At 53.4% G+C, this 26,999-nt stretch carries 23 protein-coding genes; 4 read left to right on the forward strand and 19 right to left on the reverse strand.

What is annotated here, in order from left to right; genetic code table 11:
• Positions 1-19: 19 nt before the first annotated feature.
• From tal to pgl, 4 genes are all read left to right on the forward strand, one after another.
• Positions 20-1,102, forward strand: coding sequence for a transaldolase (tal, locus tag N7326_RS00640; protein WP_259076815.1), 1,083 nt, complete (start codon positions 20-22; stop codon positions 1,100-1,102).
• An 83-nt stretch (positions 1,103-1,185) separates the two neighbouring features.
• On the forward strand, positions 1,186-2,745 hold the full coding sequence (gene zwf / locus N7326_RS00645; protein ID WP_259076814.1) for a glucose-6-phosphate dehydrogenase: 1,560 nt from the start codon (positions 1,186-1,188) through the stop codon (positions 2,743-2,745).
• 17 nt (positions 2,746-2,762) lie between these two features.
• The gene (locus N7326_RS00650) at positions 2,763-3,698 is read left to right on the forward strand and encodes a glucose-6-phosphate dehydrogenase assembly protein OpcA (protein ID WP_259076812.1); all 936 of its coding nucleotides are present in this window, start codon (positions 2,763-2,765) and stop codon (positions 3,696-3,698) included.
• Between the two features lie 21 nt (positions 3,699-3,719).
• Complete coding sequence (gene pgl, locus N7326_RS00655) at positions 3,720-4,430, forward strand: 6-phosphogluconolactonase (RefSeq protein WP_259076810.1); 711 nt, start codon at positions 3,720-3,722, stop codon at positions 4,428-4,430.
• A gap of 31 nt (positions 4,431-4,461) precedes the next feature.
• Here pgl and secG read toward each other — a convergent pair whose 3' ends face one another.
• From secG to gmk, 19 genes are all read right to left on the reverse strand, one after another.
• The gene (gene secG / locus N7326_RS00660; RefSeq protein WP_259076808.1) at positions 4,462-4,698 is read right to left on the reverse strand and encodes a preprotein translocase subunit SecG; all 237 of its coding nucleotides are present in this window, start codon (positions 4,696-4,698) and stop codon (positions 4,462-4,464) included.
• Between the two features lie 82 nt (positions 4,699-4,780).
• A complete protein-coding gene (gene ppc, locus N7326_RS00665; RefSeq protein ID WP_263088005.1) occupies positions 4,781-7,549 on the reverse strand; it encodes a phosphoenolpyruvate carboxylase in 2,769 nt (922 codons plus the stop codon).
• A gap of 173 nt (positions 7,550-7,722) precedes the next feature.
• Positions 7,723-8,505 (reverse strand): triose-phosphate isomerase, encoded by a 783-nt coding sequence (gene tpiA, locus N7326_RS00670; protein ID WP_259076803.1) that lies wholly within the window; start codon positions 8,503-8,505, stop codon positions 7,723-7,725.
• A gap of 98 nt (positions 8,506-8,603) precedes the next feature.
• On the reverse strand, positions 8,604-9,818 hold the full coding sequence (locus N7326_RS00675) for a phosphoglycerate kinase (protein ID WP_259076801.1): 1,215 nt from the start codon (positions 9,816-9,818) through the stop codon (positions 8,604-8,606).
• A 146-nt stretch (positions 9,819-9,964) separates the two neighbouring features.
• On the reverse strand, positions 9,965-10,969 hold the full coding sequence (gene gap, locus N7326_RS00680; protein ID WP_259076798.1) for a type I glyceraldehyde-3-phosphate dehydrogenase: 1,005 nt from the start codon (positions 10,967-10,969) through the stop codon (positions 9,965-9,967).
• Positions 10,970-11,404: 435 nt separating this feature from the next.
• The gene (gene whiA, locus N7326_RS00685; protein ID WP_259076796.1) at positions 11,405-12,391 is read right to left on the reverse strand and encodes a DNA-binding protein WhiA; all 987 of its coding nucleotides are present in this window, start codon (positions 12,389-12,391) and stop codon (positions 11,405-11,407) included.
• A gap of 94 nt (positions 12,392-12,485) precedes the next feature.
• Positions 12,486-13,493, reverse strand: coding sequence for a gluconeogenesis factor YvcK family protein (locus N7326_RS00690; protein ID WP_259076781.1), 1,008 nt, complete (start codon positions 13,491-13,493; stop codon positions 12,486-12,488).
• Positions 13,494-13,502: 9 nt separating this feature from the next.
• On the reverse strand, positions 13,503-14,390 hold the full coding sequence (gene rapZ / locus N7326_RS00695; RefSeq protein ID WP_259157778.1) for an RNase adapter RapZ: 888 nt from the start codon (positions 14,388-14,390) through the stop codon (positions 13,503-13,505).
• 56 nt (positions 14,391-14,446) lie between these two features.
• On the reverse strand, positions 14,447-16,468 hold the full coding sequence (gene uvrC, locus N7326_RS00700) for an excinuclease ABC subunit UvrC (protein WP_259076776.1): 2,022 nt from the start codon (positions 16,466-16,468) through the stop codon (positions 14,447-14,449).
• Positions 16,469-16,470: 2 nt separating this feature from the next.
• Complete coding sequence (locus N7326_RS00705; protein WP_259076772.1) at positions 16,471-16,971, reverse strand: PH domain-containing protein; 501 nt, start codon at positions 16,969-16,971, stop codon at positions 16,471-16,473.
• Between the two features lie 167 nt (positions 16,972-17,138).
• The gene (locus N7326_RS00710) at positions 17,139-17,771 is read right to left on the reverse strand and encodes a riboflavin synthase (RefSeq protein WP_259076759.1); all 633 of its coding nucleotides are present in this window, start codon (positions 17,769-17,771) and stop codon (positions 17,139-17,141) included.
• A gap of 110 nt (positions 17,772-17,881) precedes the next feature.
• Entirely contained in the window at positions 17,882-18,565 is a 684-nt protein-coding gene (gene rpe / locus N7326_RS00715) for a ribulose-phosphate 3-epimerase (protein WP_259076749.1), read from the reverse strand.
• Between the two features lie 31 nt (positions 18,566-18,596).
• Positions 18,597-20,090, reverse strand: a complete 1,494-nt coding sequence (locus N7326_RS00720; protein ID WP_259076747.1) for an RsmB/NOP family class I SAM-dependent RNA methyltransferase — start codon at positions 20,088-20,090, stop codon at positions 18,597-18,599.
• Complete coding sequence (gene fmt / locus N7326_RS00725) at positions 20,087-21,031, reverse strand: methionyl-tRNA formyltransferase (protein WP_263088006.1); 945 nt, start codon at positions 21,029-21,031, stop codon at positions 20,087-20,089. The genes N7326_RS00720 and fmt overlap by 4 nt, the downstream gene beginning before the upstream one ends.
• Before the next feature lie 137 nt (positions 21,032-21,168).
• Positions 21,169-23,232 carry a primosomal protein N' gene (locus N7326_RS00730; protein ID WP_263088007.1) on the reverse strand — a complete coding sequence of 688 codons (2,064 nt, stop codon included), beginning with the start codon at positions 23,230-23,232 and terminating at the stop codon, positions 21,169-21,171.
• Positions 23,233-23,268: 36 nt separating this feature from the next.
• Positions 23,269-24,510, reverse strand: a complete 1,242-nt coding sequence (gene metK / locus N7326_RS00735) for a methionine adenosyltransferase (protein WP_259076739.1) — start codon at positions 24,508-24,510, stop codon at positions 23,269-23,271.
• A 125-nt stretch (positions 24,511-24,635) separates the two neighbouring features.
• Positions 24,636-25,886 carry a bifunctional phosphopantothenoylcysteine decarboxylase/phosphopantothenate--cysteine ligase CoaBC gene (gene coaBC, locus N7326_RS00740; RefSeq protein WP_259157776.1) on the reverse strand — a complete coding sequence of 417 codons (1,251 nt, stop codon included), beginning with the start codon at positions 25,884-25,886 and terminating at the stop codon, positions 24,636-24,638.
• A 148-nt stretch (positions 25,887-26,034) separates the two neighbouring features.
• Positions 26,035-26,313, reverse strand: a complete 279-nt coding sequence (gene rpoZ / locus N7326_RS00745; RefSeq protein WP_259076734.1) for a DNA-directed RNA polymerase subunit omega — start codon at positions 26,311-26,313, stop codon at positions 26,035-26,037.
• A 115-nt stretch (positions 26,314-26,428) separates the two neighbouring features.
• Positions 26,429-26,998 (reverse strand): guanylate kinase, encoded by a 570-nt coding sequence (gene gmk / locus N7326_RS00750; RefSeq protein ID WP_259076730.1) that lies wholly within the window; start codon positions 26,996-26,998, stop codon positions 26,429-26,431.
• Position 26,999: the final 1 nt, after the last annotated feature.

Raw genomic sequence — 26,999 nt, forward strand, 5'->3', positions numbered from 1 at the left:
AAACCTCAAGGATGAAACCATGAATGCAATAGATAAGCTCCAAGCCGTTGGAACGTCCACCTGGTTAGATGACCTCAGCCGTGATCGCATTAACTCTGGAAATCTTCGACGAGTTATCTCCGACAAAAGTGTTGTGGGAGTGACCACCAACCCCGCTATTTTTGCTCATGCAATGTCGCAAGGCTCTGCCTATGATGATCAGATTGCAGCGCTTAAAGAGCAGGGAATGCCCGCAGACGAGGCCGTCTATGAAATGAGTATCCAAGATGTTCGCGACGCGTGCGATATTTTCCGGGATATCTACCTCGAAACTCAGGGGAAAGATGGCCGCGTCTCGATTGAAGTAGATCCGCGCATTTCAGACGATGCGGCCGCAACTTTAGCTCAGGCGCGGACCCTATGGGAGCGTGTTGATCGGGAAAACCTCATGATCAAGATCCCGGCCACCGAAGGCTCGCTCCCCGCAATATCAGCAGCACTTGCTGAAGGAATCAGCGTTAATGTCACGCTCATTTTCTCCGTCGAACGCTACGGCCAGGTGATCGAGGCCTATATCGACGGAATCAATGCCGCCTACCGAAACAATCTGGATGTGACAAAAATCCACTCTGTGGCTTCGTTTTTTGTCTCCCGACTCGACACCGAAATCGACGCGCGACTCGAAGATATCGGCACACCGGAAGCTCTGGCCATGCGGGGTAAAGCGGGCATAGCTAACGCTCGAGTGGCCTACGCGCTATTCGCTGATCAATTCAAGAGTGCAGATATGCCAGCAGGTGCGCATATTCAGCGGCCGTTGTGGGCTTCGACCGGCGTCAAAAATCCCAACTACCCCGCCACCCTGTATGTAACCGAGCTGGCGGGCCCACTAACCGTTAATACAATGCCTGAGAGCACAATTGATGCCACGCTTGAAGCGGAAGATATCAAGGGTGATACCCTCAGTGAAGCCGAGAACGACGCGGCCAAGGTGCTCAGCACCTTACAAGATCTAGGTATTGATCTGCCAGATGTTTTCGAAAAGTTGGAAGCTGAAGGGGTCGAGAAATTCGTGGCAGCGTGGGAGGACCTGCTGGAATCAATGGGAGCTCGGCTGCAGTAATAGCGAAGCCCTCATTGCAGTGGGCTATCGCGGTTATGTGCAGAGTGTGAGGTTAATTCTGGTGCCGAGTAAGATGCGAGGACGTGAGTAAAAGCGTGCAAAAAATAGATAGTGATCCTCAAGAGTGGCTTCATCCGTTAAGAAGCACCAGCGACAAAAGGCTACCTCAGATAGCTGGCCCCTCTGGCATGGTGATCTTCGGAGTGACTGGTGACTTGGCTCGGAAAAAACTCTTACCAGCCATTTACGATCTCGCCTCCCGCGGGTTATTACCAGCTGGATTCTCCCTCGTGGGCTACGGTCGCCGCGACTGGACAAAAACGGATTTTGAAGAATATGTTCTCAAGGCGGTTAAATCTGGAGCCCGCACTGACTTCAATGAGAATATTTGGCACCGATTGGCCGAGGGCATGCACTTTGTTCGAGGCAATTTTGATGATGACCAGGCATTTGATTCGCTCGCAGCCAAGCTTGAAGAACTGGATCGCGACCGTGGAACCGCAGGTAACTGGGCATTTTACCTTTCGGTGCCGCCGGACTATTTCTCCGATGTCTGCCACCAGCTAGAGCGCTCCGGAATGGCTAAGGGCCCCAAGGGCTCATGGCGACGGGTCATCGTGGAAAAGCCCTTCGGGCATGACCAGAAAACTGCGAGAGAGCTAAACAATATCATTAATTCCGTCTTCCCAGAGCACGCGGTCTTTCGCATCGATCACTATCTAGGCAAAGAAACTGTGCAAAATATTATGGCGCTGCGCTTTGCCAATCAGCTTTTCGATCCGCTCTGGAATTCCCACTATATTGACCACGTGCAAATTACTATGGCCGAAGATATCGGTCTAGGAGGGCGCGCTGGCTACTATGACGGCATCGGGGCTGCCCGCGATGTTATTCAAAATCACCTGATCCAACTTCTCGCTCTCGTTGCCATGGAAGAACCGATCGACTTCACTCCAGAACAACTCCAAGCAGAAAAGATTAAAGTACTGCGCGCAACCCGCCCTGTTGAGCCCTACGGTAAAACTACTGCTCGAGGCCAATACACGGCTGGCTGGCAAGGGTCTGAATTTGTCCGAGGTTTGCGCGAGGAAGATGGATTTGATCCAGATTCCACAACCGAAACATACGCCGCCTGTACCTTAGAAATTAATTCTCGTCGATGGGCCGGGGTCCCCTTCTTTTTGCGAACAGGTAAACGACTGGGGCGTCGCGTCACTGAAATAGCTCTCATATTCAAAGATGCCCCCCATCAACCTTTCTCCGAGGGATCACGCCACGCCCAGGGCCCAAATGTAGTTGTTATTAGGGTTCAGCCCGATGAAGGGATGCTGCTGCGCTTTGGCTCTAAGGTCCCAGGGTCGGGAATGGAAGTGCGCGATGTGAATATGGACTTCTCCTACAGCGAAGCTTTTACAGAAGAATCTCCTGAAGCCTACGAACGTCTCATTCTTGATGCCCTCCTCGATGAGGCGTCTCTCTTCCCCACCAACGAGGAGGTTGAACTCTCTTGGAAGATTCTCGACCCAATCCTCGATTATTGGGCTAGGCGCGGGCGTCCCGATGAATATGCTGCAGGTACGTGGGGGCCCGCTTCTGCTGATCGTATCCTCGCTGGTTCGCACCGTGTGTGGCGGCGTCCATAGATGAAGGTAGCAAACTGATGATTTTTTGCCTAGATAATTCCAGTACCAGCGAGATTGCTAATACCCTGGTAAAAATGCGTGATAATGGCATGCAGGGCACCACGTCCCGAGTGCTTACTTTGCTGGTAGTCGTCGCAGCTACTGATCCTCTTGAGAGCATCATCGAGGCAACTAAGATGGCTTCGCGAGAACATCCTTCTCGTGTCATCGTTCTTGTCAAAGGCGATACCGACGCTGACCATCACCTCGATGCTGAGGTGCGGATCGGAGGTGATGCGGGTGCTTCCGAGCTCATTATCATGAAGCTCCACGGTGAGGTCAATGACCACCTGGTTCATGTGGTGACTCCGTTGCTGCTTCCAGATACCCCAATTGTAGTCTGGTGGCCATTTAGCTCCCCCGCTTTTCCTAGCGAGGATCCGCTGGGAAAGATAGCCCAACGTCGTATCACCGATGCACGCTTTGATAAACTTGTCGATGCTTTGTACCACCGCCGCAACTCCTATGCGCCAGGTGATACCGATATCGCATGGGCTCGTCTCACCCCATGGCGCGGCGTATTAGCTTCGGCATTGGATCAACCTCCACATGAGGACATTCGCTCAATTACAGTCTTCGGTCCTGCGAACTCACCTTCTGTCGATTTGGCAGCTGGTTGGCTGGTCGATCGATTAAGGGTACCCACGACCAGAAAGATTTTGGAGGTGGACTCCGATGACGAGATCCCAGTGGCATTGGTGGAGATCGAAAGAGAATCTGAAATATTGGTGCTTCGATCAGACCCTCAAAATCAGACAATTTGTGTTGAATCGGGCGATATGAAGGCCAAGGTGGCGGTCAATGTTCGCTCAACGGCAGACTGCTTAGCAGAGGAACTTCGTCATCTCGATCCCGATGCCGCATACCACAAGGCTCTGCGTGGCCTAACCGCCGTTCATTACCCATCGGTTTAATTTCTGAAGGAACTAAGAGAAATGGTAAAAATAAACAGCTTTAACACCGTAGAGCCGCTTCTAGAACAGGCTGCAAGAGACCTTAGGCGTCTTATACTCTCGATTAACAGCACAGGTGGAGCGCACTCCGACGGTGTGGCCCGGATCGTGCTGACAGGCGGTGGGGCTGGGATTGGCATCCTCAGAGAACTGAGGACCATGGATATCAATTGGGAACTCGTTCATCTCTTCTTCGGTGATGAACGTAATGTGTCCGTCGATCACAGCGATTCTAACGAAGGACAGGCGAGGGAGGCGCTCCTAGACCACATTGATATTCCTGAGGCGAATATCCATGGGTACGGATTAGGTGGAGTCGACTTAGAGGACGCGGCGCACTCCTATGAAGCTGTCCTGAGCGATTTTGCTCCCCAAGGTTTCGATCTTCACCTCTTGGGAATGGGCGGCGAGGGCCATATCAATTCCATATTCCCTCACTCTCCTATCCAAAAGGAAAGTCGACGATTAGTTCTCCCCGTTTTCGATTCACCTAAGCCACCGCGGGAGCGCGTATCTTTGACCTACCCGGCGATTCGCCGCTCAGATTATGTGTGGTTCTTGGTCTCTGGGTCAGAGAAATCCCGGGCAGCATCTGCGTTGGTTGGGTGCGAGGATTTTACCCAGTGGCCGGCTACTGGTGCGTATGGGCGAAAGGAAACAGTTCTCTACGCGACTCAGGATGTACTCAGTTAAGAAAAAATCCCCTCGTTAGAGGGGATTTTTCTTATACTGCATAAGATTGGATGAGATTTAGAGCAACGATACAGGTCATCCAGATGAGCCCTGTAACAATGGTGAAGCGATCGAGGTTCTTTTCTACCACGGTAGATCCCGAAAGGTTAGACTGAACGCCGCCACCAAAAAGGCTGGAGAGTCCGCCACCTTTACCGCGGTGCAATAAAACAAACAGAGTCATCAAAACACTGGAAAGCACCAAAATAATCTGCAGGGCGAGAACCATTTAATAAAACCTTCTTTGATTCGTTTTCACAGCTACCCTATGGAGCAGCTTTTCGTCTTCACCATGATACACCACATTATCACTAGCCTGAATTCCGCAGTGCGGTTGCTAAACCGTTCATCGTTAAACGAATCCCGTAGCCGACGGAGGCCTCTCGGTCACCCTCGGATCCATCTGCACGATACCGTCTCAGCAATTCCGCTTGGATAACATTGAGTGGCAGCAGATAAGGATACCGGCGACGCACTGATCGAGCGAGCTGCGGGTTGTCGTAGAGCAGTTCTCTGGCTCCCGAAATAGCGAAGAACATTTCCTTAGTGAGCTCGTATTCTGCCTGGATCGTTTCATAGATCCGAATAGCGGCTTCTTGATCTTCAACTAATTCTGAATACAACTTGGCTAGAGTCATTTCAGTCTTCGACATCACCTGGGCCATATTGGACAGCAGCGCATCGAAGAATGGCCACTCCTTATAGAGCATCCTTAGCTTTTCTAGGCGTGCGTTAGGATCTTCACCCTGTTCAATCCAGCATTTCAGCGCGGTTCCCACGCCAAACCATCCGGGCAGCATCACGCGTGATTGGGTCCAGCTTAGTACCCATGGAATAGCCCGTAGATCTGAGATAGCCTCAGTCTGCTTGCGCGAGGCAGGGCGTGACCCTATATTCAGTGACCCAATCTCAGCCAGCGGCGTCGATGCTTTGAAATAGTCAATGAAACCTGGGTCCTCATGAGCTAAAGCTGCATACTTTTCCTGGCTTAGGGCCGAGATATCTCGCATAATCTGGTGTGCTTCTTCTCGCGCGGGATTCTTCTTTTTCAGTAGCGTCGCCTCTATAGTGGCAGCAAGCAGTGTTTCCAGATTACGACGGGCCGTCTCCAGCGTTCCATATTTGGCAGATATAACCTCTCCCTGTTCGGTGATGCGCACCGCGCCCTGAACAGCACCATGCGGTTGGGCTAATATCGCGTCGTAAGAAGGTCCGCCTCCTCGACCCACAACACCTCCGCGGCCATGGAATAAACGCAGCCTGATATTATGGCGCTGGCTAAGTTGAACGAGATCCACTTCGGCGTCGTAGAGCGCCCAATTCGCGGCAAAGTATCCCCCGTCCTTATTGGAATCTGAATATCCGAGCATGACCTCCTGCATATCGCCGCGCTGGCGAAGGTAGGAACGGTAAAGCGGGATGCCCCATAGCTCCTCGAGGATAGTAGAACCAGCGGCCAAATCATCGATAGTCTCAAATAGCGGAATAATATCGATATCGCCTGTGGGATGATCTCCGTTGGCCTCGATAATGCCGAACTCTTTGAGTAGTACCATCGGCTCTAAGATATCGGAAACGGATTGTGCCATCGATATGATCGAGTGAGGAATCATCCGAGGACCGAACTTATCTATCGCCCGCTTAGCTTCTTCGAGCAAATCAAGCTCGCGTTGGGTGGCCTCGCTGAAGTCTCCTCCGCTCTTAGAAATGAGTGGTCGCCGCGAGCGCAATTCGCGCAAGAGTATTTCTCTCTTAGACTGCTCATCGAGGCTACGATAATCTTCTGTCACCTGAGCGTGGGCGAAGATCTCTGTCAGAGCGTCCTCGTAGCTATCAGAATTTTGACGTAAATCCATCGAGTAGAGATTGAAACCGAAGGTCATGAGGGCCGTGCGCACTAACGCTAATCGGTCTTCAGCGATTGTGTCATCATTTGAAGCACGCAGCGAGGCGTCAATGATCTCTAAGTCACGAGCAGTTTCCTCGGCGCTGGCATAAGGTTCATGGATCTGGTACCAATCGTCCTCTGGTGCGGCGGATTCGATGAGGGAGGCTAGAGTGGCCATCATGCGACCGCGAATTCCATGAATCGCACGTCGATAGGGTTCATCCACACGGCCGGGTATATCGTTGTGCCCCTGAGCGGCCAGTTCTAGTAGCTCTTCGGTGACGCTCGAAATCCGGTCTGAGATACTGAGTTCATGTTCGAGCTTATGCAGCTGCGCTATATAGTATTTCAGGACAGTTTCGGCAGCACGGGTAGTGGCATAATGAAGCGTTTTTGCTGTGACATAGGGGTTTCCGTCGTGATCACCACCGATCCACGAGCCTGGCTTGATGGCAGCGCCTTCACGGGCGCGGATGCCATAGTGGTCAAAAAGTTGGTGCTTCACGCTTTGGTTAAGCTCAGGGATGGCCTGCAGAAGGGCTAATTTATAGTACCGCAAACCCACCTCAATCTCGTCTTCGATTGTCGGCCGGGCTACTCGCATCAAAGCAGTCTGCCAGAGGGTATTCATCCATCGCTTAATCTCATTCTCGATGTGGGACAACCGGGATTGAGTGAGGGCATTTTCTCCAGCTTGAATAACTCGGTGCCGGCGTCTGAGCTGCTCAGTGATATGACTCTGGGCATCAAATACTGTGCGACGTCGAGTTTCGGTGGGGTGCGCGGTTAGTACCGGCGCGATTTCGGCATTGGCTAGCATATCCGCTATATCTTCCCCAGCTACTTCGGAGTCGACGAGCTTTTTCCAGGTTGCTTCCAAAGTGGAGTCTTTTGCTGGCTCCCCCTTCTCGCGCGAAGCAACAAATTCGCAATGGTCGTGAAGGTCCTCCACAACGTTGGCCAGGAGAGCAAAGTGGTAGAAGCCGCGAACCACAGGCAGGAATGCTTCTGAAGTTTGGTCACGGAACATAGCAACTAGCTCCTGGATACCTGCCTCATTTCTGGCTACCTTGAAGGACAGTTGCCGAGCCGCCTCGACCCGCTCGAGTACCTCCTCACCCTCTTGCTCTGCGATAACCTTGCCGAGGAGTGAACCGAGATACCGCATATCTTCTTTCACTGAAATTGTCATAACTGCTGATCAGCCTCACAATAGAAAAGTACTTTAAAACCGCCTGTGTTAACGCAACCGGCTGAATATGCGCCACCTACCCTAGTTGTTAGTGCACGCAGCGCTGAGATGGTGGACAAAAAGGAGAGGCTTCGACCTTCACAAGCGCCGAAGCCTCAACGTTAACCTCTTATTTATAGGGCGCCACCAGCAGCATTAGCTGCCAGTTTTGCGAATGCCTCACCGTCGAGGGAGGCACCGCCCACGAGGCCTCCATCTACATCGGGCTGAGACACTAACTCAGCCACAGTCTCAGCCTTTACCGAACCGCCATAGAGGATCCGCATCTGATGAGCGATCTCCTCGCCGGCCAGTTCCTTGAGCAAACCGCGGATTGCGGCGCATACTTCTTGAGCATCCGCAGCGGAAGCAACTTTGCCGGTACCGATTGCCCAGACCGGCTCATATGCGATCACGGTCTTGGCGAGATCATCGGCGCTCAGTCCGGCCAGCGATGCACGAGTTTGCTCGACTACATACTCTACGTGCTGTCCAGCCTCACGGATGGGCAGTTCTTCGCCGACACATACTATGGGGTGCATGCCATGCTTGAGCGTAACTTGAGCTTTGGCGGCGACGAGTTCATTACTTTCCCCGTGGTATTCGCGACGCTCAGAGTGGCCGATAACAACCCAGGAGCAGCCGAGTTTCTCGAGCATGCCAGCTGCAATTTCGCCAGTATAGGCGCCAGATTCGTGACGGGATACGTCTTGAGCGCCGTAGGTGATCTGTAGCTTGTCACCCTCTACGAGGGTTTGCACCGAGCGTAAATCAGTAAAAGGTACAGTCACTGCGACGTCGACCTTCTCGTAGTACTCCTTGGGCAAAGCAAAAGCGAGCTTTTGAACGCAGGCAGTCGCCTCGAGGTGATTGAGGTTCATCTTCCAGTTGCCAGCGATAAGTGGTTTACGTGCCATATTTTTCACATTCCTTTCCGTGCGAACCTCACGGGATTCGCCGGGTAGTCGATCCATTGAGGCAAGGAGGTTGTATCCTTGCCTAGTGTTGAAGTCTTCTAGCCTTCCAGTACCTTCACGCCAGGCAATTCTTTACCTTCAAGGAATTCTAGGGAGGCGCCACCACCAGTGGAGATATGGCTAAATCCCTCCTCCTTGAGGCCAAGGCTACGGACAGCGGCCGCGGAATCGCCGCCACCAACAACGGAGAAGGCTCCGCCAGAGGTAGCATCGATGATTGCTTCAGCGATTCCCTTAGTGCCCTTCGAGAAAGCCTCAAATTCGAAGACGCCCATGGGTCCGTTCCAGAAGATGGTCTTAGCTTCCTTAATCACAGCGGCGTATTTCTTGACAGTTTCAGGTCCAACATCCAAGGACATCCATCCCTCCGGAATGCTGTCGCGTTCAACGATCTTGGTTTCTGCGTCTTGAGCGAAGTGGGAGGCGGAAACGAGATCAACAGGAAGAACGAGCTTGTCTCCAAAAGTTTCCATCAGAGAACGGCAGTTATCAATCTGTTCCTCCTGAAGCAGGGATTCTTGAACGTTGATGCCCTTGGCTGCGAGGAAGGTATAGCACATGCCTCCGCCGATAATGATCTTATCTGCCTTGCTGGCAAGTGCTTCGATTACCCCGAGTTTATCGGAGACTTTGGCGCCCCCCAGGATGACGGTATACGGGCGCTCGGGAGCGTCCACCATCTTGCGGAGCACGTCGATTTCCTTTTGCACCAGATGACCAGCATAGTGGGGCAGCCGCTTGGCCACATCATAAACCGATGCTTGAGCACGGTGGACAACGCCGAATCCATCGGATACAAAGGCCCCCTTCTCAGCAGCAAGGGCTACGAGCTGGTCGGCGAAGCTGCCACGCTCGCCTTCGTCTTTCGAAGTTTCACGAGGGTCGAAGCGTACATTCTCAAGCAGCAGGACATCTCCATCGTTGAGGCCATTAGCGCGCTCGTGGGCGTCCTCCCCCACGACATCCGCTGCTAGAGCGACGTACTGTCCGAGGGCCTCAGACAGGGCCTCTGCGACAGGAGCGAGGGAATATTTTTCGTTCACTTCACCCTTGGGGCGGCCCAGATGGGCCATGAGAATAACGCGGGCACCGGCTTCGGAAAGAGCCTTAATAGTAGGCAGCGAGGCAGTGATACGACCGGCGTCGGTAATTTCACGGGCGTCGTTGAGTGGAACGTTGAAATCAGAGCGCACGAGGATGTGGCGTCCGCTCACGCCTTCTTTGATGAGATCTTGGAGAGTTTTGACAGCCATTTTAAGACAAGCCTTTCTAGAGGTAATGAGGAGAAAACAAGAGGAAAGCCCCAGCCCCTACCGTGAGGTAAGTGCCGGGACTTTCACTAGTCTGTGCCGCTAGAGGTACTATGACGATGACTCACGAGCGGCTCAGATCACGTTTCTTAGAGGCGCTCGCCCACGTACTCGGTGAGAGCAACAAGCTGGTTGGAGTAGCCCCACTCGTTGTCGTACCAAGAAACAACCTTCACCTGGTCGCCGATGACCTTGGTCAGACCGGAATCGAAGATGGAAGGGGAAGGGTGGGTAACGATATCAGTGGATACCAAAGGCTCATCACTGTAGGTAAGAGCACCCTTGAGCGCGCCCTCAGCGGCCTTCTTCACGATCTCATTGACTTCTTCAACGCTGGTCTCGCGGGAAGCGGTGAAGGTCAAGTCGGTAGCGGAACCAGTGATAACTGGAACGCGCATTGCAAAGCCGTCAAGTTTGCCTTTGAGCTCTGGGAGAACCAAGGCAACAGCCTTGGCTGCACCGGTGGAGGTAGGCACGATATTCACGGCTGCAGCGCGGGCACGGCGCAAGTCGCTGTGAGGTGCATCGTGGATGCGCTGATCACCGGTATAAGCGTGGATGGTGGTCATGAGACCCTTTTCAATGCCAAGACCATCATTAAGGGCCTTAGCAAGAGGTGCCAGGCAGTTAGTGGTGCAGGATGCGTTGGAGATGATGTGATGGTTCGCAGGATCGTAGTCGGTGTGGTTGACACCAACAACGAAGGTTGCATCTTCGTTCTTTGCTGGAGCGGAGATGATAACCTTCTTCGCTCCGGCCTCGAGGTGAGCCTTCGCTGCATCAGCGTTGGTGAAGAAACCAGTGGACTCGATAACGATGTCAACGTTGAGGTCGCCCCATTTGAGGTTCTTTGGATCGCGCTCTGCAGTGACAACGATCTTGTGGCCATCTACGGTGATGGACTCGTCGTCGAAAGCGACCTCTTTACCCAAGCGGCCTAGAACGGAGTCGTTCTTGAGCAGGTGAGAAAGGGTCTTGTTATCGGTCAGGTCGTTAACTGCTACAACCTCGATATCGGCGCCGCGCGCCTCAATGGCACGGAAGAAGTTGCGGCCAATACGACCGAAGCCGTTAATACCAACACGAATAGTCACTGATTATCTCCTTGAAAAAGTAGAAATACTTGTTTTGTCCGACATATGAGTTCGAAGCTGAGTTAGATCCCGTATGGGAATTTCTCACTTACGCAAATGCTTCGAAAGCTTTGTGCCGTCACCTTTACAGTGTAGCGAGTTATGGGTCTTTGCGCACGGATGATTTCATCGAGCGTATAGCGGCCATTTCGGCTTCTCTGCCATCTTTGGGGGTACTTTCCTGCGATATAACCCCTGAAAATTGAGAATCCGGTTCTCAAAAACCACATAGCTAGGCATGTCTACCCCCAAAGGTGCCACCCCTATCCCATAGTTCATAACAATCGTATGTGGGATTCCCACTTCTTTAGTGAGGCCGGGTGAATATGGTCACACCGCTATCTCATGCGAAGAGAATGAGGATCGGACTTCGTGAAAAAGATAGTCCAATAACAGCTATAGCTCGTCCAGTAGCTCCTCGGTAACCGCGGTCAGGGTATTGGGAAGACCAAGTTCCTCTGCGCGTTTGTCAGCCATGGATAAGAGCCGCCTGATTCGACCGGCCACTGCATCTTTGGTCATTTGGGGATCAGCAAGCCTCCCTAGCTCCTCCAATGAAGCTTGGCGGTGTCTCACCCTCAGTAAGCCTGCTTCTGCAAGATGGTCGGGAACATCGTCCCCTAAGATCGCCATGGCTCGTTCTACCCGGGCAGCCGCCGCCACTGCGGCACGCGCTGAGCGACGGAGATTGGCATCGTCGAAATTGGCCAGTCTATTCCCGGTTGGGCGAGCGTCCAAGCGCTGACGTTTTTGGTCCCACTGGATGCGACTGGAATGAGCGCCAAGCCGCGATAGCAGTGCCGAAATGGCCTCGCCGTCGCGAATAGTTACTTTCTCCTGTCCCCGTGACTCTTTAGTCTTTGCGGTTATGCCAAAACGCCTCGCACACCCAGCCAAAGCCAGGGATGCCTCTTGTCCGGGGGCAGCGATCTCTAAACCGCTGCTGCGCCCTGGGTCGCCTAGCGTGCCCGCAGCCAGGAAAGCTCCTCGCCATGCCGCCTCTTGGTCTGTGACCGCCCCTGCAATGACTTGGGGTGGTAGACCAACAACGGTATGTCCTGAGCGAGTGACGAGTCCCACGCGCCGGATGAGCTTATCAGCATCCTCGCTTATTCTCAGCAAGTATTTGGGGGCTTTCCTTGAGGAATGCGCACCTAGTTCCATCAGGGAAACGTGGTTTCCAAATAGATCCTCGATCTCTTCCTTGACGCGGCGCGCCACGCAGAGCGCATCGAGCTCTATCTCTACGACGATATGATGCGGAAGGTGCTCGATTGTCCCCGCCAAACGTATAACGGCTGCGATTTCGGCAATGCGTGAGCTTCGCCGAGTGACCGTCACAGTGCACAGTTCTTGCTTTATCTGAGCGCTTAGTCCGGTCATACGACACACCTTCTTTTCCAGTGATCTCTATAATTGGGCGGCCAGCATTCACCTCGACTCATCAGGATTGGCTGCTCGCCAAGGAGATATTGTACTAGCTGTGGCGAGAATGGAGAGTTCCCTCCCCCTCACCCGCCCGATCTGAATACTCCTGTCGCAGTGCAGCTGCCAATTTCCGGGGGTCGTGACGTGAAGTATAAGCCCCCCTATAGTCTGCTTCTCTTAGATCGTAGAATTTTAATTGTGCTCCTATGCTCTCAGCAGCACGCTCGAGGTGAGTGCGATCAGCTTGTGTACCCAATGCAGAGGAATCAGCAATAACGATATCGGCGCTAAAGTTCTGCGCATGCTGTCGCATAATATGCAAGTGTCGTTCCGCACTAAAGCCGGCTGTCTCCCCTGGTTCGGCATCCAAATTGAGTATGACGATACGGAGCGCGGAGCTTTGATTAATGGCTTCCACCATCTCAGGAACAAGCAAATGCGGCAAGACCGAGGAAAACCAAGATCCAGGTCCCAAAGTAATCACATCGGCCTGCTCCACTGCGCAAAGTGCTTCAATGCATGCCGACGGCTTATCGGGGATAAGCCGCACTCGGCGCACCTGGCCCACAGTGGTGGCAACAGCTACTTGCCCCCGCACTTCGCGCATAATTCTTGGATCCGATTCCAGCCCTTGGACCTCCGCCTCGATATCAAGTGGTTGATCAGCAAGCGGTAGTACGCGACCCTCCGCTCGTATCATCTCAGCAACGGCATCGAGAGCCGCCACTTCGGAACCGAGCACGTCATAAAGACCAGAGATGAGCATATTGCCCACTGCGTGTCCTGCTAACGCTCCGTGCCCTCCAAAGCGGTGCTGTAGAGTTTCCTCCCACAGTTTTCCCCGCTCATCGTTTGGAGCAAGAGCTGCGAGAGCCATCCGCAGATCCCCTGGAGGTATTTGACCAAGTTCGCGGCGGATTCGACCAGAAGATCCTCCGTCGTCTGCGACGGTTACGATCGCAGTGATTTGGTGCGGGCTAAGTTGGCGCACCGCGCGTAGGGTTTGGAAGAGGCCATGGCCGCCGCCGAAACTTGCCACTCGAGTATCAAAAAACATTAGTCCAGCCTAGTGGCGATCGATATCGCGATGGCTAACGGTGATATCAAGATCGTCGATAGCACTGAGCCGCCGCCCGATCTCCTCCGCGATGGCAACTGAGCGGTGATGTCCACCAGTACATCCGATCGATACAGTGATAAAACGCTTGCCTTCATGGGCGAAGCCCTCGCGCATATCCACGAGCATGCGGAAAAAATTGTCGAGAAATTCTTCTGCTGCCGGTTGACTCAGAACATATCGGGCTACTGGCGCATCGATACCTCGGAACGGCCGCAACTCCGGAACCCAGAACGGGTTGGGCAGGAAGCGGACGTCCACCATGATATCGGTATCTCGTGGGGTGCCGTGCTTGAAGCCGAAGGATTGAACGGTAATATGCTGTTTTTGGCCAGAGAAATCCGAGAAGTTTGGCTCGATTGATCGGCGCAAGTCATGTACTGAGAGATCAGAGGTATCGATAACGACATCAGCGGATTCCTTGATGGTGGCGATGAGTTCGCGTTCGCGCTCAATGCCGACCAGTAGAGTGCCGCTGCCTTGGAGGGGATGGGTACGACGCAAGTTATCAAAACGCTTGATGAGCACATCGTCACGCGCATCCATGAACATGACCAGCGGTTGCAGTCCCTTTTTCTTCAACTCATCGATGACTTCATCGAGGCCAAAAGAGAAGTCAAGAGACCGCACATCTGAAACTATTGCGAGCTTATTGACAGGGGAGCTATCTCGCGCGCAGAATTCCACCAAATTGACTAGCAATTGTGGAGGTATATTTTGGGTGACGTACCAGCCCATATCCTCGAGCACTCGAGCTGCCGATGATAGTCCGGCTCCCGACATCCCCGTAATAATGACCGGTGGGTACTCAGGATTAGCTATAGAGTCAGTGTGCATACCAAAGATTATAACGGTCTCAGAAGCTTCCGCGGGCTTAAAGCTGGATGCGGGGATCAGGAATCTTTATGCAAGGCTTGGAAAACCTGAGCCGCAAGTGCTGGGCCGAATCCCTTAACCTCACGGATTTCTTCTTCGGTTGCAGCCTTTAATTTTTTAACGCTGCCAAAATGTTTAACTAGTTGAGAACGTCGATAGGTTCCTAACCCTGGAATATCGTCCAACTCACTCCGGCGCATACGAGTACTGCGCTGCTGTCGGTGAAAAGTTATAGCGAAGCGGTGGGCTTCATCGCGTAACTGTTGAATGAGGAAGAGCGCTGCGGAATTTCGTGGCAGAATGAGCGGGTACTCCTCCTGGGGTATCCACACTTCTTCTAGACGTTTTGCGATTCCAATCACTGCCACATCGGTTATCCCTAATTCATCAAGGACAGCCTGGGCTGCGTTGACTTGAGGGAGGCCGCCGTCGACGACGAAAAGCTGAGGCGCATAGGCAAAGCGCTGACCCTGGTCCTCGTTCAATTCCTCATCGCTGAAAACATCGCTAGTGTCCTCGGGCATGGCACGCTTATCTTCTTGATAGCGCAGGAATCTACGCCGTGTTACCTCGGCTATTGAGGCGACATCATTAGAATGTCCATCCCCCGCTGCCTCTTTAATTTTATAGCGTCGATAGTCGGATTTCTTCGGTAGACCATCTTCGAAAACTACGAGAGAAGCTACAACATCTGTGCCCTGGATATGGGAGATATCGGTGCATTCAATGCGTAGCGGTGCTTGTTCGAGGAAGAGTGCATCCTGGATCTCTTGAAGGGCTGCCGATCGAGCTGTGAGATCACCGACGCGTTTGATTTTATGTTGCTTCAGTGCTTCCTCAGCATTGCGTTCAACTGTTGTCATCAACGTGCGCTTATCACCGCGTTGTGGAATTCGGATATCGACGCCACTACCCCTTAGATCCTCGAGAAAAGCACGGGTGTGATCCACATCCGCGGGTGGAATCTGTACTAGCACCTGGCGTGGTACTACGTCTCCAGGGCGCCGTGCCGCATGATCAGAATTGTGCGATTGCTGATCAACACCGCGCCTGATGATTTTCTTCTCAGATTCGAGCGTATAGCTTTCCTGCTCGAGCGCTTGTGAATAAAATTGGATGAGGAAATTTTGCATAACTTCGCGCAACTCCGCCTCTGTATCATCGGTGCGGTCTACCACCCATCCCCGTTGACCGCGCACCCTGCCCTGGCGCACGTGGAAGAGTTGAATGGCGGCGGCGAGAGGATCGTGTGCAAGGGCTATAACATCGGCATCGGTGCCATCGCTGAGCACGATTGCCTGCTGTTCGGTGATTTTATTGACTGCCCCCAGGTCGTCACGCAACCTGGCCGCCTTCTCAAAGTCGAGCTCTTCAGCTGCTGCGAGCATCTCCCGTTCTATTCGTTTAACCACTGAGTCGGTACTGCCAGACATAAAGCTCACTAGACCATTAACGATCGCACGGTGCTCCGCTTCATCGACCTTCCCTGTGCACGGCGCACTGCATTTATCGATATAGCCCAACAAACATGGACGGCCCAGCGATTCGTGGCGTTGGAACACTCCCTTGGTGCACGTGCGCATGGGAAAAACGCGAGTCAAAAGATCTAAGGTTTCCCGCACCGCCCACGCGTGGGAAAAGGGCCCGAAATACCTAATTCCCTTTCGTTGCGGGCCGCGGTAGAAAAACGCTCGGGGAAAGCGTTCACCGACGCTGACCGCCAACACTGGGTAGGACTTATCATCTCGGTACTTAATGTTGAACTGCGGGTCGAATTTTTTAATCCACGTATATTCCAGTTGTAGCGCCTCAACCTCGCTACCGACGACTGTCCATTCCACTGCCGCTGCAGTGGTGACCATTTGGCGAGTACGTGGATGTAGCTGAGAAAGATCTTGAAAATAGTTGCTCAGACGGTTACGGAGATTCTTAGCTTTCCCGACGTAGATCACCCGCCGATTGGGGTCGAGAAATTTATAGACGCCCGGCTCGCTTGGGATGGTCCCTTTGGCCGGGCGGTAGCTAGCTGGATCTGCCACTCTTAATCTTCCGGCATGAATTTAGCCTCAAGGGCGCGGAACTTCTCTACCGCGTCGACAGAACGCAGGCCATCGGCCTTGAGAATGGCCCAAATGGGAACGTATTCGAAGTCTGGTAACTCGAGACGCGCCATCCATGCTCGTTGAGGGATGTCCAGACCGTAAATGACTGCCCACGGATAAAATTGAGTGCCAATGAAATTGCGGACCTCCACCCCATCTTCGTTTGCACGTAGCCGAGGCCGTGAGAGTGCGATATAGATTACTGTGGCAAAAACGCAGCCAACGAGAAAATATCCTATCTGATCAATGAGGGTAACGGCCGCTCCGGTGTCTCCGACGGCAACGATAAAGGCCAAAAAGGTATGCAGCGCTACGGTAATCAGGGAAAATACGATGGCGTATAGTCGCATTTTGCCGCTGGATATATCAAGCATCCACGGCTTGGTGGTGGTAAGAGCCGCATCTGCTGCCACATAGTTCTGGAGCGTGCGCTCATTCATGCTGGTGGGCTTTTTTTCTTCCACTGCTCCCCTACTTTTCTGATCACAGTCGTCGTAGTGGCCATTCAATATGTTTCATAGAAGCATAGCTAATGATCCTGGACGATATCTTCCACTGGGGATTATACCGATATTTCAAAGGGTGCTTGGTAACCCAGGCTACTGGCTTAACCCTCTCCACCCATATCAAGTGCAATCTCCGAAGCTAGTACGGTGGGGCTACGGAGCTCTTTGAAGCGCGCGAGATACTTGCCCACTATATTAAATTCCACGTTAACGATATCGCCGGCGACAACCTTGGCCAGATTATTGGGTGTTGTCGGTACCGCTACCTCAAAGAATTCTGGGCCTAGCTGTTCGACGGCCAAACTGGTGCCGTTCAAAGCTACCGATCCCTTGAGAACCAGATATTTCGCACAGCCGACGGGAATGCCGAACCTCAGAATGTCACCGCTATGACCTTTGACCCGCGTTCTCAGCGTGCTCACGGTGTCGATGTGCCCTTCGACTATATGTCCTTCAAGTCGTGCATGCGCGTGCAGTGGGCGTTCAAGGTTAACGTGGGCCCCTCGTAGGAGGCGCCCTAAATTGCTGTGATCTAAGGTGTGCGTGGTGATATCACTCACCCAACCGCTCTCCCCAAGCGATTTGATGGCTAGACCCACACCATTTACGGCGATGATCGCGCCATTATCGGCATCACTAAGAACCTTTTGTGCGGCGAATTCAATCTCGGTGCAGTGGTCGCCTTTGCGAATATCTTTTACAATTCCCACTTCTTCGATGATTCCAGTGAACACGAACGGTTCTTCTTCCCATAGCAGATAGCCACGACCCAAGTCACAACCCTAAATATCTAACCTTAATCGATCGACGAGTCAGGTTTGGGGTTTTTAGCAGCTAACCACGTTTAGCTATTGGTTGCAGCTCGAGTAGCTAGTTCTCTGAGGTGAGCTACAACCGCGTGCGGGTTTGGAGAGCCAAAAACTGCAGAGCCGGCTACAAAAGCATCGCAACCTGCGGCGGCTGCCTGCTCGATCGTATCGGTTCCAATGCCGCCGTCGATCTCTATGAGTGTGGAGAGATTGCGATGGGTGATTTCCTTTCTTAACTGCCGGACCTTCTCCAATTGCTCTGGCATAAACGACTGGCCTCCGAAGCCTGGCTCAACGCTCATCACTAATACAAGGTCGAATTCGGCGAGTACGTCTATATACGGCGTTAGGTCCGTCCCTGGGCGTAGGGAAAATCCTGCCCTGACCCCGCGGCTGCGAATATGACGCGCTAGTGCCACAGGGTCATGTGTTGCTTCCACATGAAAGATGACGCACGCGGCGCCCGCATCGATATAGGAGTCTACCCACTTCTCAGGTTCCTCAATCATCAGGTGAACGTCGAGTTCTTGCGAAGTGAGCTGGTGCACGGTTTCTGTGACCATCGGACCAAACGAAAGATTAGGAACGAAGTGACCATCCATAATATCGACGTGGATCCAGTCAGCATTGGATACCGTCTTAATGTCCTTGGCCAGGTGGGCGAAATCAGCAGCCAGAATGGATGGGGCAATAATGGCGCGGGATTCTAAATCACTCATGCCCCCATCGTAGTCGCTTCTGTTGAATGCGTTAGTTCTTCCTTAATACAGCGAAGAACATGGCATCTGTGCCATGTCGATGTGGCCACATCTGTACAGACAACTCATCTCCAGTCTGCTCCATACCGAGAGCAAACGGGTGAGCATCGCACTCTGTCACCGGGAGTTTTTCTACCGCCTTGTCGACGATGGCGCGAGTTTCGCGGAGATCAGGAGAGCAAGTGGAATACACCACTACTCCACCTGGCCGCACTAAGGTAATCGCCGATTCCAGCAACTCATACTGCAAGGTAGAAAGTTGGGTGATATCCGCTTCTTGTTTGCGCCACCGTGCTTCGGGGCGACGCCTGAGAGCACCCAAACCGGAACAAGGAGCATCGACGAGAATGCGATCGAAGCCTGGTTGCAGTCCAGAGTCTCGACCATCAGCGGTATGAACCGTCACCGGTAGATTGCGCACAGTTTGGGCCACTAACTGGGCACGGTGTGGCTGTAGTTCTACTGCGTCTACACGAGCCCCCTCCATACGTGCGAGGCTCGCGATCAGTGCAGTCTTTCCCCCCGGACCGGCGCATAAGTCTGCCCACCGGCCGGTGTCGTCGCCTTCTAATTCAGCCTCTACCAAGGCTCTAGCAATAAGCTGCGAACCTTCGTCCTGGACTGCTGCAAGTCCTTCCCTGACTGGTTCGAGACGTCCCGGATCACCTGATTTTAGATAAACGGCATAGGGGGAATATTTCCCGATCTCTCCCCCAGTTATAGCAGCCAATTCCTCCGCAGAGATCTCACCGGGACGCGCCACAAGGTGCACTGTAGGACGCAAGGAATCAGCATGAAGCGCCTCCTCTAATTCTCCTAAACCGAGAATTTCAGCGAAGCTTCGCGCGATCCATTCAGGATGTGCATGACGAAAAGCAATCGCCTCTAATTCGCCGTGAGGTGTCAGCGATTCCAGCAACTTTTCTTTATCTTTTCGGGAGATATGGCGCAAAATCGCATTACTAAAGCCTTTGGCTTTCTCCTGCCCGATAGCCCCTACGAGCGTGACAGTGGAGTCAACTGCGGCATAGGGGTCAACCCTGGTGTAGAGGAGTTGGTAGGTTCCGAGCCGCAGAGCGGCCAAAACGCCCTTGTCGATCTCTGGCAGCGGGCGTGAAGAGCAATGCGCGATCACGGCATCGACGACCCCTTGTACGCGGAGTAATCCATAGGTCAACTCCGTGGCGAAAGCGGCGTCGCGGCGCTTCAAGCGGTAGTCACGCAGTAGTTGCGGAAGAGCCAGGTTCGCGTATGCCCCTTCCTCGTTGACGCGGTAAATAATATCGAAGGCCACCGCGCGGGCGAGGTCGACGTTCAGCAGATCATGTGGGTCTCCACCGGGAGTGTAGTAAAAACGTGACGAGCTTTTCTCATAGGTTTTGCTGCGCTGTGATCGCGGGCTCTGAGAGTCCGATGAGGGCGGGACAGCTTGGATGCCCTTCTTAGCGTTGGAACGGGAGCGAAAGCCACCAGCCGAAAATGTCATTGCATAACCAACCCTTCTGTAGTACTCAAACCCCGCGCCCAGTCAGCAGCGTTCATCATTTTTTTGCCCGGCGCTTGAACTTCAGTCAAAGCCACACTACCTGAACCGGTTCCTACCAGAACTCGTCTCTTCTCGATCAGAAGCTCCCCGGGCGCCAATGAATAAGCCGCATGGTCCTCGCAGAGATGTACGCGCCCAAGTTTTATCCTGTCGGCTCCCAGCATTGTCCAAGGCCCGGGCGTTGGAAGATGGGCTCGGATATGTCTATCGATATGCGCAGCGCTGAGTGCCCAATCGACCCGAGCGTTAGCAACGTTGATCTTGGCCGCATGTGTTACAGAACCTTCCTGGGGTTTCAGCAGCGCCGTACCCGAGGCTAACTGATCCACCGACGAGACGAGGAGATCCGCTCCCAGATCGCTAAGGTGAGCCAATAACTCTCCCGCCGTCTCAGTACCGATCATGGGGTATTCCACGGTGTCGATGAGCGCACCAGTATCAAGTCCCTCATCGATCCTAAACGTGCTTGCTCCAGTTAGTCGATCACCGGCAGCAATAGCAGCTTGAACGGGGGCTGCTCCGCGCCACCGAGGTAGCAGGGAGAAGTGGAGATTGATAAAACCGAAAGGTACCGCATCCAGCAGATCACTGGGGATCATATTTCCGTAAGCAACGACAGGGACACAGTCTGGATTGAGTCGCGATAACGCTGCGCGAAATTCATCTCCATCTTCGGTTCCCGCTTTCAGCGTATGCGGCCGTAGCACTTCTATGCCGTTGTCAATAGCAAGCTGCGCCACCGGTGAAGGATGAAGGGCACGCCCTCGTCCTTGGCGAGCGTCAGGTCGGGTCAGGACAGCCACAACCTCGTGATCTGAGGCAATAAGTTTTTCTAAGGCTCCGACCGCGGGCTCTGGGGTCCCTGCGAAAATTAGACGCATATAGTTTTTCTTTCTGTACTGGCGAGGACTTTTCCACATTTAGCTTGTATTTTCTGCTCCCTACTATAAGCGACTCGAAATCCTTTGCAGAAAAATAGCGTGAGCTCTCGAGCTAGAGAGCACCAGGAGAGATAGGCTTAGCCAATCCGGAGAGGATCCACTTGAATGCGCAGGGGTAATGTTTGCTTCTTGAGTGCCCTCGCATATGCGGCTTTGGAGAGCGCCCTGCCAAGCTCGTCCTTGGGGAAAAGAGGAGCTCGAATAAGAATCCGCTGTGGTGGACCGAAGGAATCCTGATCATATTCACCGGGTAAACTCTGTCCAGGTGGCAGATCCACAGGTCCTAAAACTACGGCGGATGGTGGCAGTTCGACGATTCTCAAAAATTGTTCCACGGCACCCGCAGCGCCATCAATGGCTGCCATATGAACGGCAGGGGGCAAATTTACTTCGGAGCGTTCGGCTAATTCTCGAGCCGCGTGCCCAGGGGCATCCCACCTGATCAAATGCTGCACAACGGCTAAGCCTGGGTCCGCAACGATCACAACCTCTCCCCCATGCCGACCGGGAATGACCAAGCTGGAGGCGGACATCCAAGATTTAAAAGCCTCCTCGGTGGCCCGCAGATCTTGCCGCCCTAGGAGTGACCATGTATCCAATAACACCGCTGCTCCATAGCCGAGACCGTCAACGGTCGGCTCCGCCCCCGGTGTGGCAATAACGATGGCTGGCTTGTCTACGACGGTGGCGAGTATATTTTTCCCTCCCGACGTTCGGATTGGCGTCTGTGGGAAAGCTAGTCCGAATTCTTCAGCAGTCCTTTCTTGCCCTAAGACGACTGCGCGTAGCTGTTGTTTGCCACATTCCATACATCGATAATTCGGTTCTTGGCGGCCACACCACTTACATTCCGGAACCGCTGCAGCAACCGGATGGTGCCTGTCCGACGGTGTGAGGGCACGAGGATGCATCCGAGAGTTAGAAATTCCTAATGGTCCGTTGCACCCTCGACAGCGGGCGGGATGCCTACAATTGCCGCAACTGAGAACAGGAATATAGCCTTTTCTAGGTACCTGAACAAGAGCAGGAAGCCCTTTCTCTAGACTGGAGCGGATCGCTTGGAAGGCACTACTGGGTAGACGAGAGTTGCGGGCATAGCGGTCGCGTTCGAGAGCGAGATCGGTATCCGCGCTGGCATGTATTCTTGGCATCGAGCGCCTAATAACTTCACGGGGAGCACTCAGATCGTGAACCCAGCCTGATTCCACGAGCAACTGGCTTTCGGCGGTTCGTGTCCACCCAGCGAGGATGAGTGACGCTTTTTCTTGAGCTGATCGAGTAGTTAAAACTTCGCGGGCGTGTATATAGGGAGCACGCGGGTCGACGAGATTCTCATCACCATCATCCTTTAATATAATCAGCGATAATTTATTAACCGGTGCAAAAGCCGCACTCCGAGTACCTATGACTAAGCGGCCTTGGCCGTGCAGGACCGAGAGAAAGCGGCGGTATCGCGCCTGCTTACCTAAGGATGACGTAAGAATAGTAATTTGCTTGGTTCCAACAAGGGTACGCAGAGCCTTCTCAAGGCGGTCCACGTCACGCTGGTGTGGCACCACGATGAGTGCCCCTCGCCCCTCGAGTGCGACTTTTACCGCTAGATTGGCCATAGCTAGCGCCCAGTCCTCCTGGGGCGCAAATTGCCATGCTGCCCGAGCTATTTTCTGAGCGAGTACCGCATCGACGAAACTAGTTCCGTGAGAGTATTTAGCGAATGCGCTCAGGTCAGGCTCGCTAACCTCACCGCAGTCTTCCCATGCTGTTGTGGTATCAGAAGTTTCAGCTGCTGCATGGCGGCTCGGAATGGCAGCACGTATGAGATCGCTGGTGATCCCCCCATATCGCGCTGCTAAGGCGGCAATTAAGGCTCGCAACTTCTCGGTGTACACAACCTCGGGAGAAATCACTCGCTCGAGCCATTTCAGTTGTCCTGGGTGATCGGGGTCAGAAACGCGGTCGATTACCACCGCGTTAACTAGGCGGTGAGCAAATCGGACCCTTACCATGACCCCTGGCTGGCAGTCTTCGGATTGTTCAGCGTCGATACGATACTCGAATATTCGGTCGAGTTGAGATAGACCCAATAAAGGCAAAACCCGCGCCACCGGAGCATAGGGTGCTGGTTCGCGAGTTTTAGCCATAGTAGAAATATATACGATAGGTGCGACGCTCGGCTGTTAGGCTCGGGCTGCTAGAATTCGGTTTGCCACCTCGGAGAGTTGATCAACCCGATCAAGCCTTTCCCATGGAAGATCCAGATCCTCACGGCCGAAATGACCGTAGGCTGCTGTCTGCCGGTAGATTGGGCGCAGCAGATCGAGGTCGTGGATGATGGCGGCGGGTCTGAGATCGAAAACCTCCGTTACTGCATATTGGATATCTGCATCGCTGAGTCCGTTGAGAGCCGTTCCGAATGTCTCGACGTATAATCCTACTGGGTTAGCTCGGCCGATTGCATAGGCTACCTGCACTTCTGCCCGTCGAGCCAAGCCCGCTGCCACAATATTCTTAGCAACCCATCGCATGGCATAGGCCGCAGACCGGTCAACCTTACTGGGATCTTTACCCGAGAAAGCTCCACCACCATGGCGAGCCATGCCACCGTAGGTATCAACGATAATTTTGCGCCCCGTCAGACCTGCATCCCCCATGGGGCCGCCGATAACAAAGGACCCCGAGGGGTTTACCAGTACTTTCTTATCCGCGGTTGTGATCAACTGATCGAGCTGGGTTTCTGCAATCACCCAGTCGATGACATGGGTCGTGATCTGTTCGGCCAGCCATTCCTGCGTAATCTCAGGATCGTGTTGCGCCGATACCACAACCGTGTCAAGTGCCACTGGACGATCGTTTTCGTCATAAGCGAGTGTTACTTGAGTCTTACCATCGGGTCTCAGGTGTCCTACGATTGATTCCTTTCGCACCTGGGTAAGGCGTCGCGCAAGTCGATGCGCTAAGTAAATCGGCAACGGCATATAATCGGGAGTTTCGTCTGAGGCGTATCCAAACATCAGACCTTGATCGCCCGCTCCAGCTTGATCATTTTGATCTTCAATTTCGCCGCTTCGCGCTTCTTGTGACACTGAGACCGAGCCGCCAATTTCTGGACTTTGCTCGCCGATGGCTATATTGACGCCGCAGGTACTTCCGTCGAAGCCTACATGAGAGGATACGAAGCCAATCTCTCTGAGCGTAGAGCGAACTAGGGTGGCAATATCAACATAGGACTGGGTTCGTACTTCCCCCACCACGTGGACCTGTCCAGTGGTGACGAGTGTTTCCACTGCAACGCGAGAATCCTTGTCGCTAGCGAGCATGGCATCGAGAATGCCATCCGAGATGGCATCACAGATTTTATCTGGGTGCCCCTCAGTCACGGATTCACTTGTGAAGTACCGAAGTGCGGTGGTCTCAGACATATAATTTTCCTCTAGTTCAATTTTAGGGGCCTATGCGTCGGCCTTTACTTTTACATAGGATCGCGTCACACATAGATTCAGCGATGCGAATGAACTCACCCTAATATAGACCAAGCTGTCTAAAATCACAAAGACCTGGTCTCCAGATGGGACTCGACGCTGTCGAGAATGGCTGCGGCAATAACGGCCTTGGATGCCTGGGCTAACTCACTCGTATGCCCGTCGCGGTGCAAGATATAACCAGCATTTGTTGTTTGACCGAATACTTTCCCGCTCCCAACTTCGTTGAGCATCATCAGGTCACAGCCTTTTTTAGCCAGTTTGCGCAGCCCGTAGTCTAGCGCTGTATATGTGCTATCACCGGTTTCTGCAGCAAAACCCACTATAACAAGCGATTGCGGTAGGGTGCCTTGGTCGCGCTGCTCCACCACCGAGGCCAGAATATCGGGATTCTCAACCATCTCGATGGTGGTTAGCCGTGCGGCCGCAGAGCCGTCTTTTTTTAATTTTGTTGTCGCCAGCTGAGCTGGGCGATAGTCCGAGACCGCCGCTGCCATGATGAGCACATCCGCATCTGCTAACTCTTCAGTTAATGCCTGATGCATATCGAGCGCAGATTCCACGATGATCAGGCGGGCACCGGCGGGCACTGGTAGTTCTTGGGTATTGCCAGCGATGATCACCACGTTGGCGCCGCGCTGGGCGGCAATCTCGCCCAAAGCATAGCCTTGACGCCCGGAGGAATGGTTGCTGATGAACCGCACTGGATCGATGGCCTCTTTAGTCCCCCCCGCTGTGATGACGATTTTCCGGTTAACTAAGCTCTGCTCGAGGTGAACCCCGGCACCAACACTGCGTGCGAGCTCGGCGATTTGGAGCGGCTCCAGCAATCGCCCCGGACCTGAGTCCTTACCTGTCAACCGTCCATGGGCTGGATTGAGCACGACGTAACCACGAGATCGCAGCACCGCGACATTGTCGACAGTGGCGGCATTCTCCCACATCTCGGTATGCATGGCAGGAGCAAAGACCACTGGGCATGTGGAAACTAAAATGGTAGCTGCGAGCAAATCATCAGCTCGGCCACTAGCAACCCGAGCCAGCAAATCAGCTGTTGCTGGCGCTACGATGATCAGATCCGCCTGCTGGCCAATGCGTATATGCTGGACACCAGCGACATTTTCAAAAACTGAGGTAGCTACGGGATTACCACTGAGCGCCTCGAAGGTGGCTGAGCCGACAAATTGCAAAGCGGCCTCAGTAGGAACCACGATGACATCGTCCCCACATTCCTTGAAATGACGAATCAAGGCACATGCCTTATAGGCAGCTATGCCTCCGGCGACGCCAATGACGATGGTGCGCGGTGTACTCACCTAAAATCCTCTCGCTTGGATATCCACGATCTTCTATTAAATTAGATGGCTGCGATAGTGGTCAATAATAACCGAAAGCACCTCCGACAAAATCTGCCGAAGGTGCTAGCTGGCGGAAGCCGCTGAGAACTCCCCACAGCGGAATCGTCTAGCCTTCCTCGTGGTCAAGAAGTCCAGATTCAATTTCTCGCAGAGCGATTGATAGTGGCTTTTCTTGGTGCTCCGGAGTGACTAGAGGCCCAACAAATTCGAACACTCCCTCGTCTTCCTGCTGAAAGTAGGAGTTAATTTGGCGGGCACGTTTGGCCGCAAATATGACAAGGGCGTATTTGGAAGATACCCGTCCGAGCAGCTCATCGATAGGAGGTGCCGTAATGCCCGTAGGCTTGTCGTAGACGCCCTGATTTTTCTCGTTAGCGTTGCTCACGTTAGTTTCTCTTCACCTTCATTGTGTTGATAAATTTTCCCTGCCCTGCACTTAGATTAGCCGGCTTGGGTATTGCATACAAAAAGTACTCAGCCTGAGCAGTCAGGCATGATACTCAGCTTCGAAAGATGCGCACCAGCCGAGTAACCGCTTCTTCGAGGTCGTCGTTAACAACAATATGGCGGAATTCGTGCTGCGCTTCCATCTCTACCCGGGCGGTCTCTAAGCGCCGATTGACGGCAGCTTCATCTTCGGTGCCACGACTAGTAAGGCGCTCAACAAGTGTGTCCCAACTAGGTGGGGCCAAAAATACAGATTCAGCCTCAGGCATCATAGCCACTACGTTGCGCGCCCCTACGAGGTCGACCTCGATGAGAACAGGGCGTCCGGCTGCAAGCGCGTTCTTGACGGGTTGAGCAGGAGTCCCGGAGCGCTGCAATCCTCCATGGATATCAGCCCACTCCAGCATTTCACCCTTGTCGATGCACTCTTGGAAGTACTCAGCAGTGACAAAGAAGTAGTCCCTGCCATCCTGCTCGCCAGGGCGAGGCCCCCGTGTTGTCATCGATACGGAAAAATAAAGGTCGGGTAGTTCCTCGCGCAGCCTTTTCACCACCGTGGATTTGCCCACTGCGGAGGGACCGAGCAAAACAACCAACCGACCACGGGCGCTGGCGCCACTCATG

The organism is Corynebacterium sp. ES2794-CONJ1 (genome assembly GCF_025660615.1).
Taxonomy (GTDB): domain Bacteria; phylum Actinomycetota; class Actinomycetes; order Mycobacteriales; family Mycobacteriaceae; genus Corynebacterium.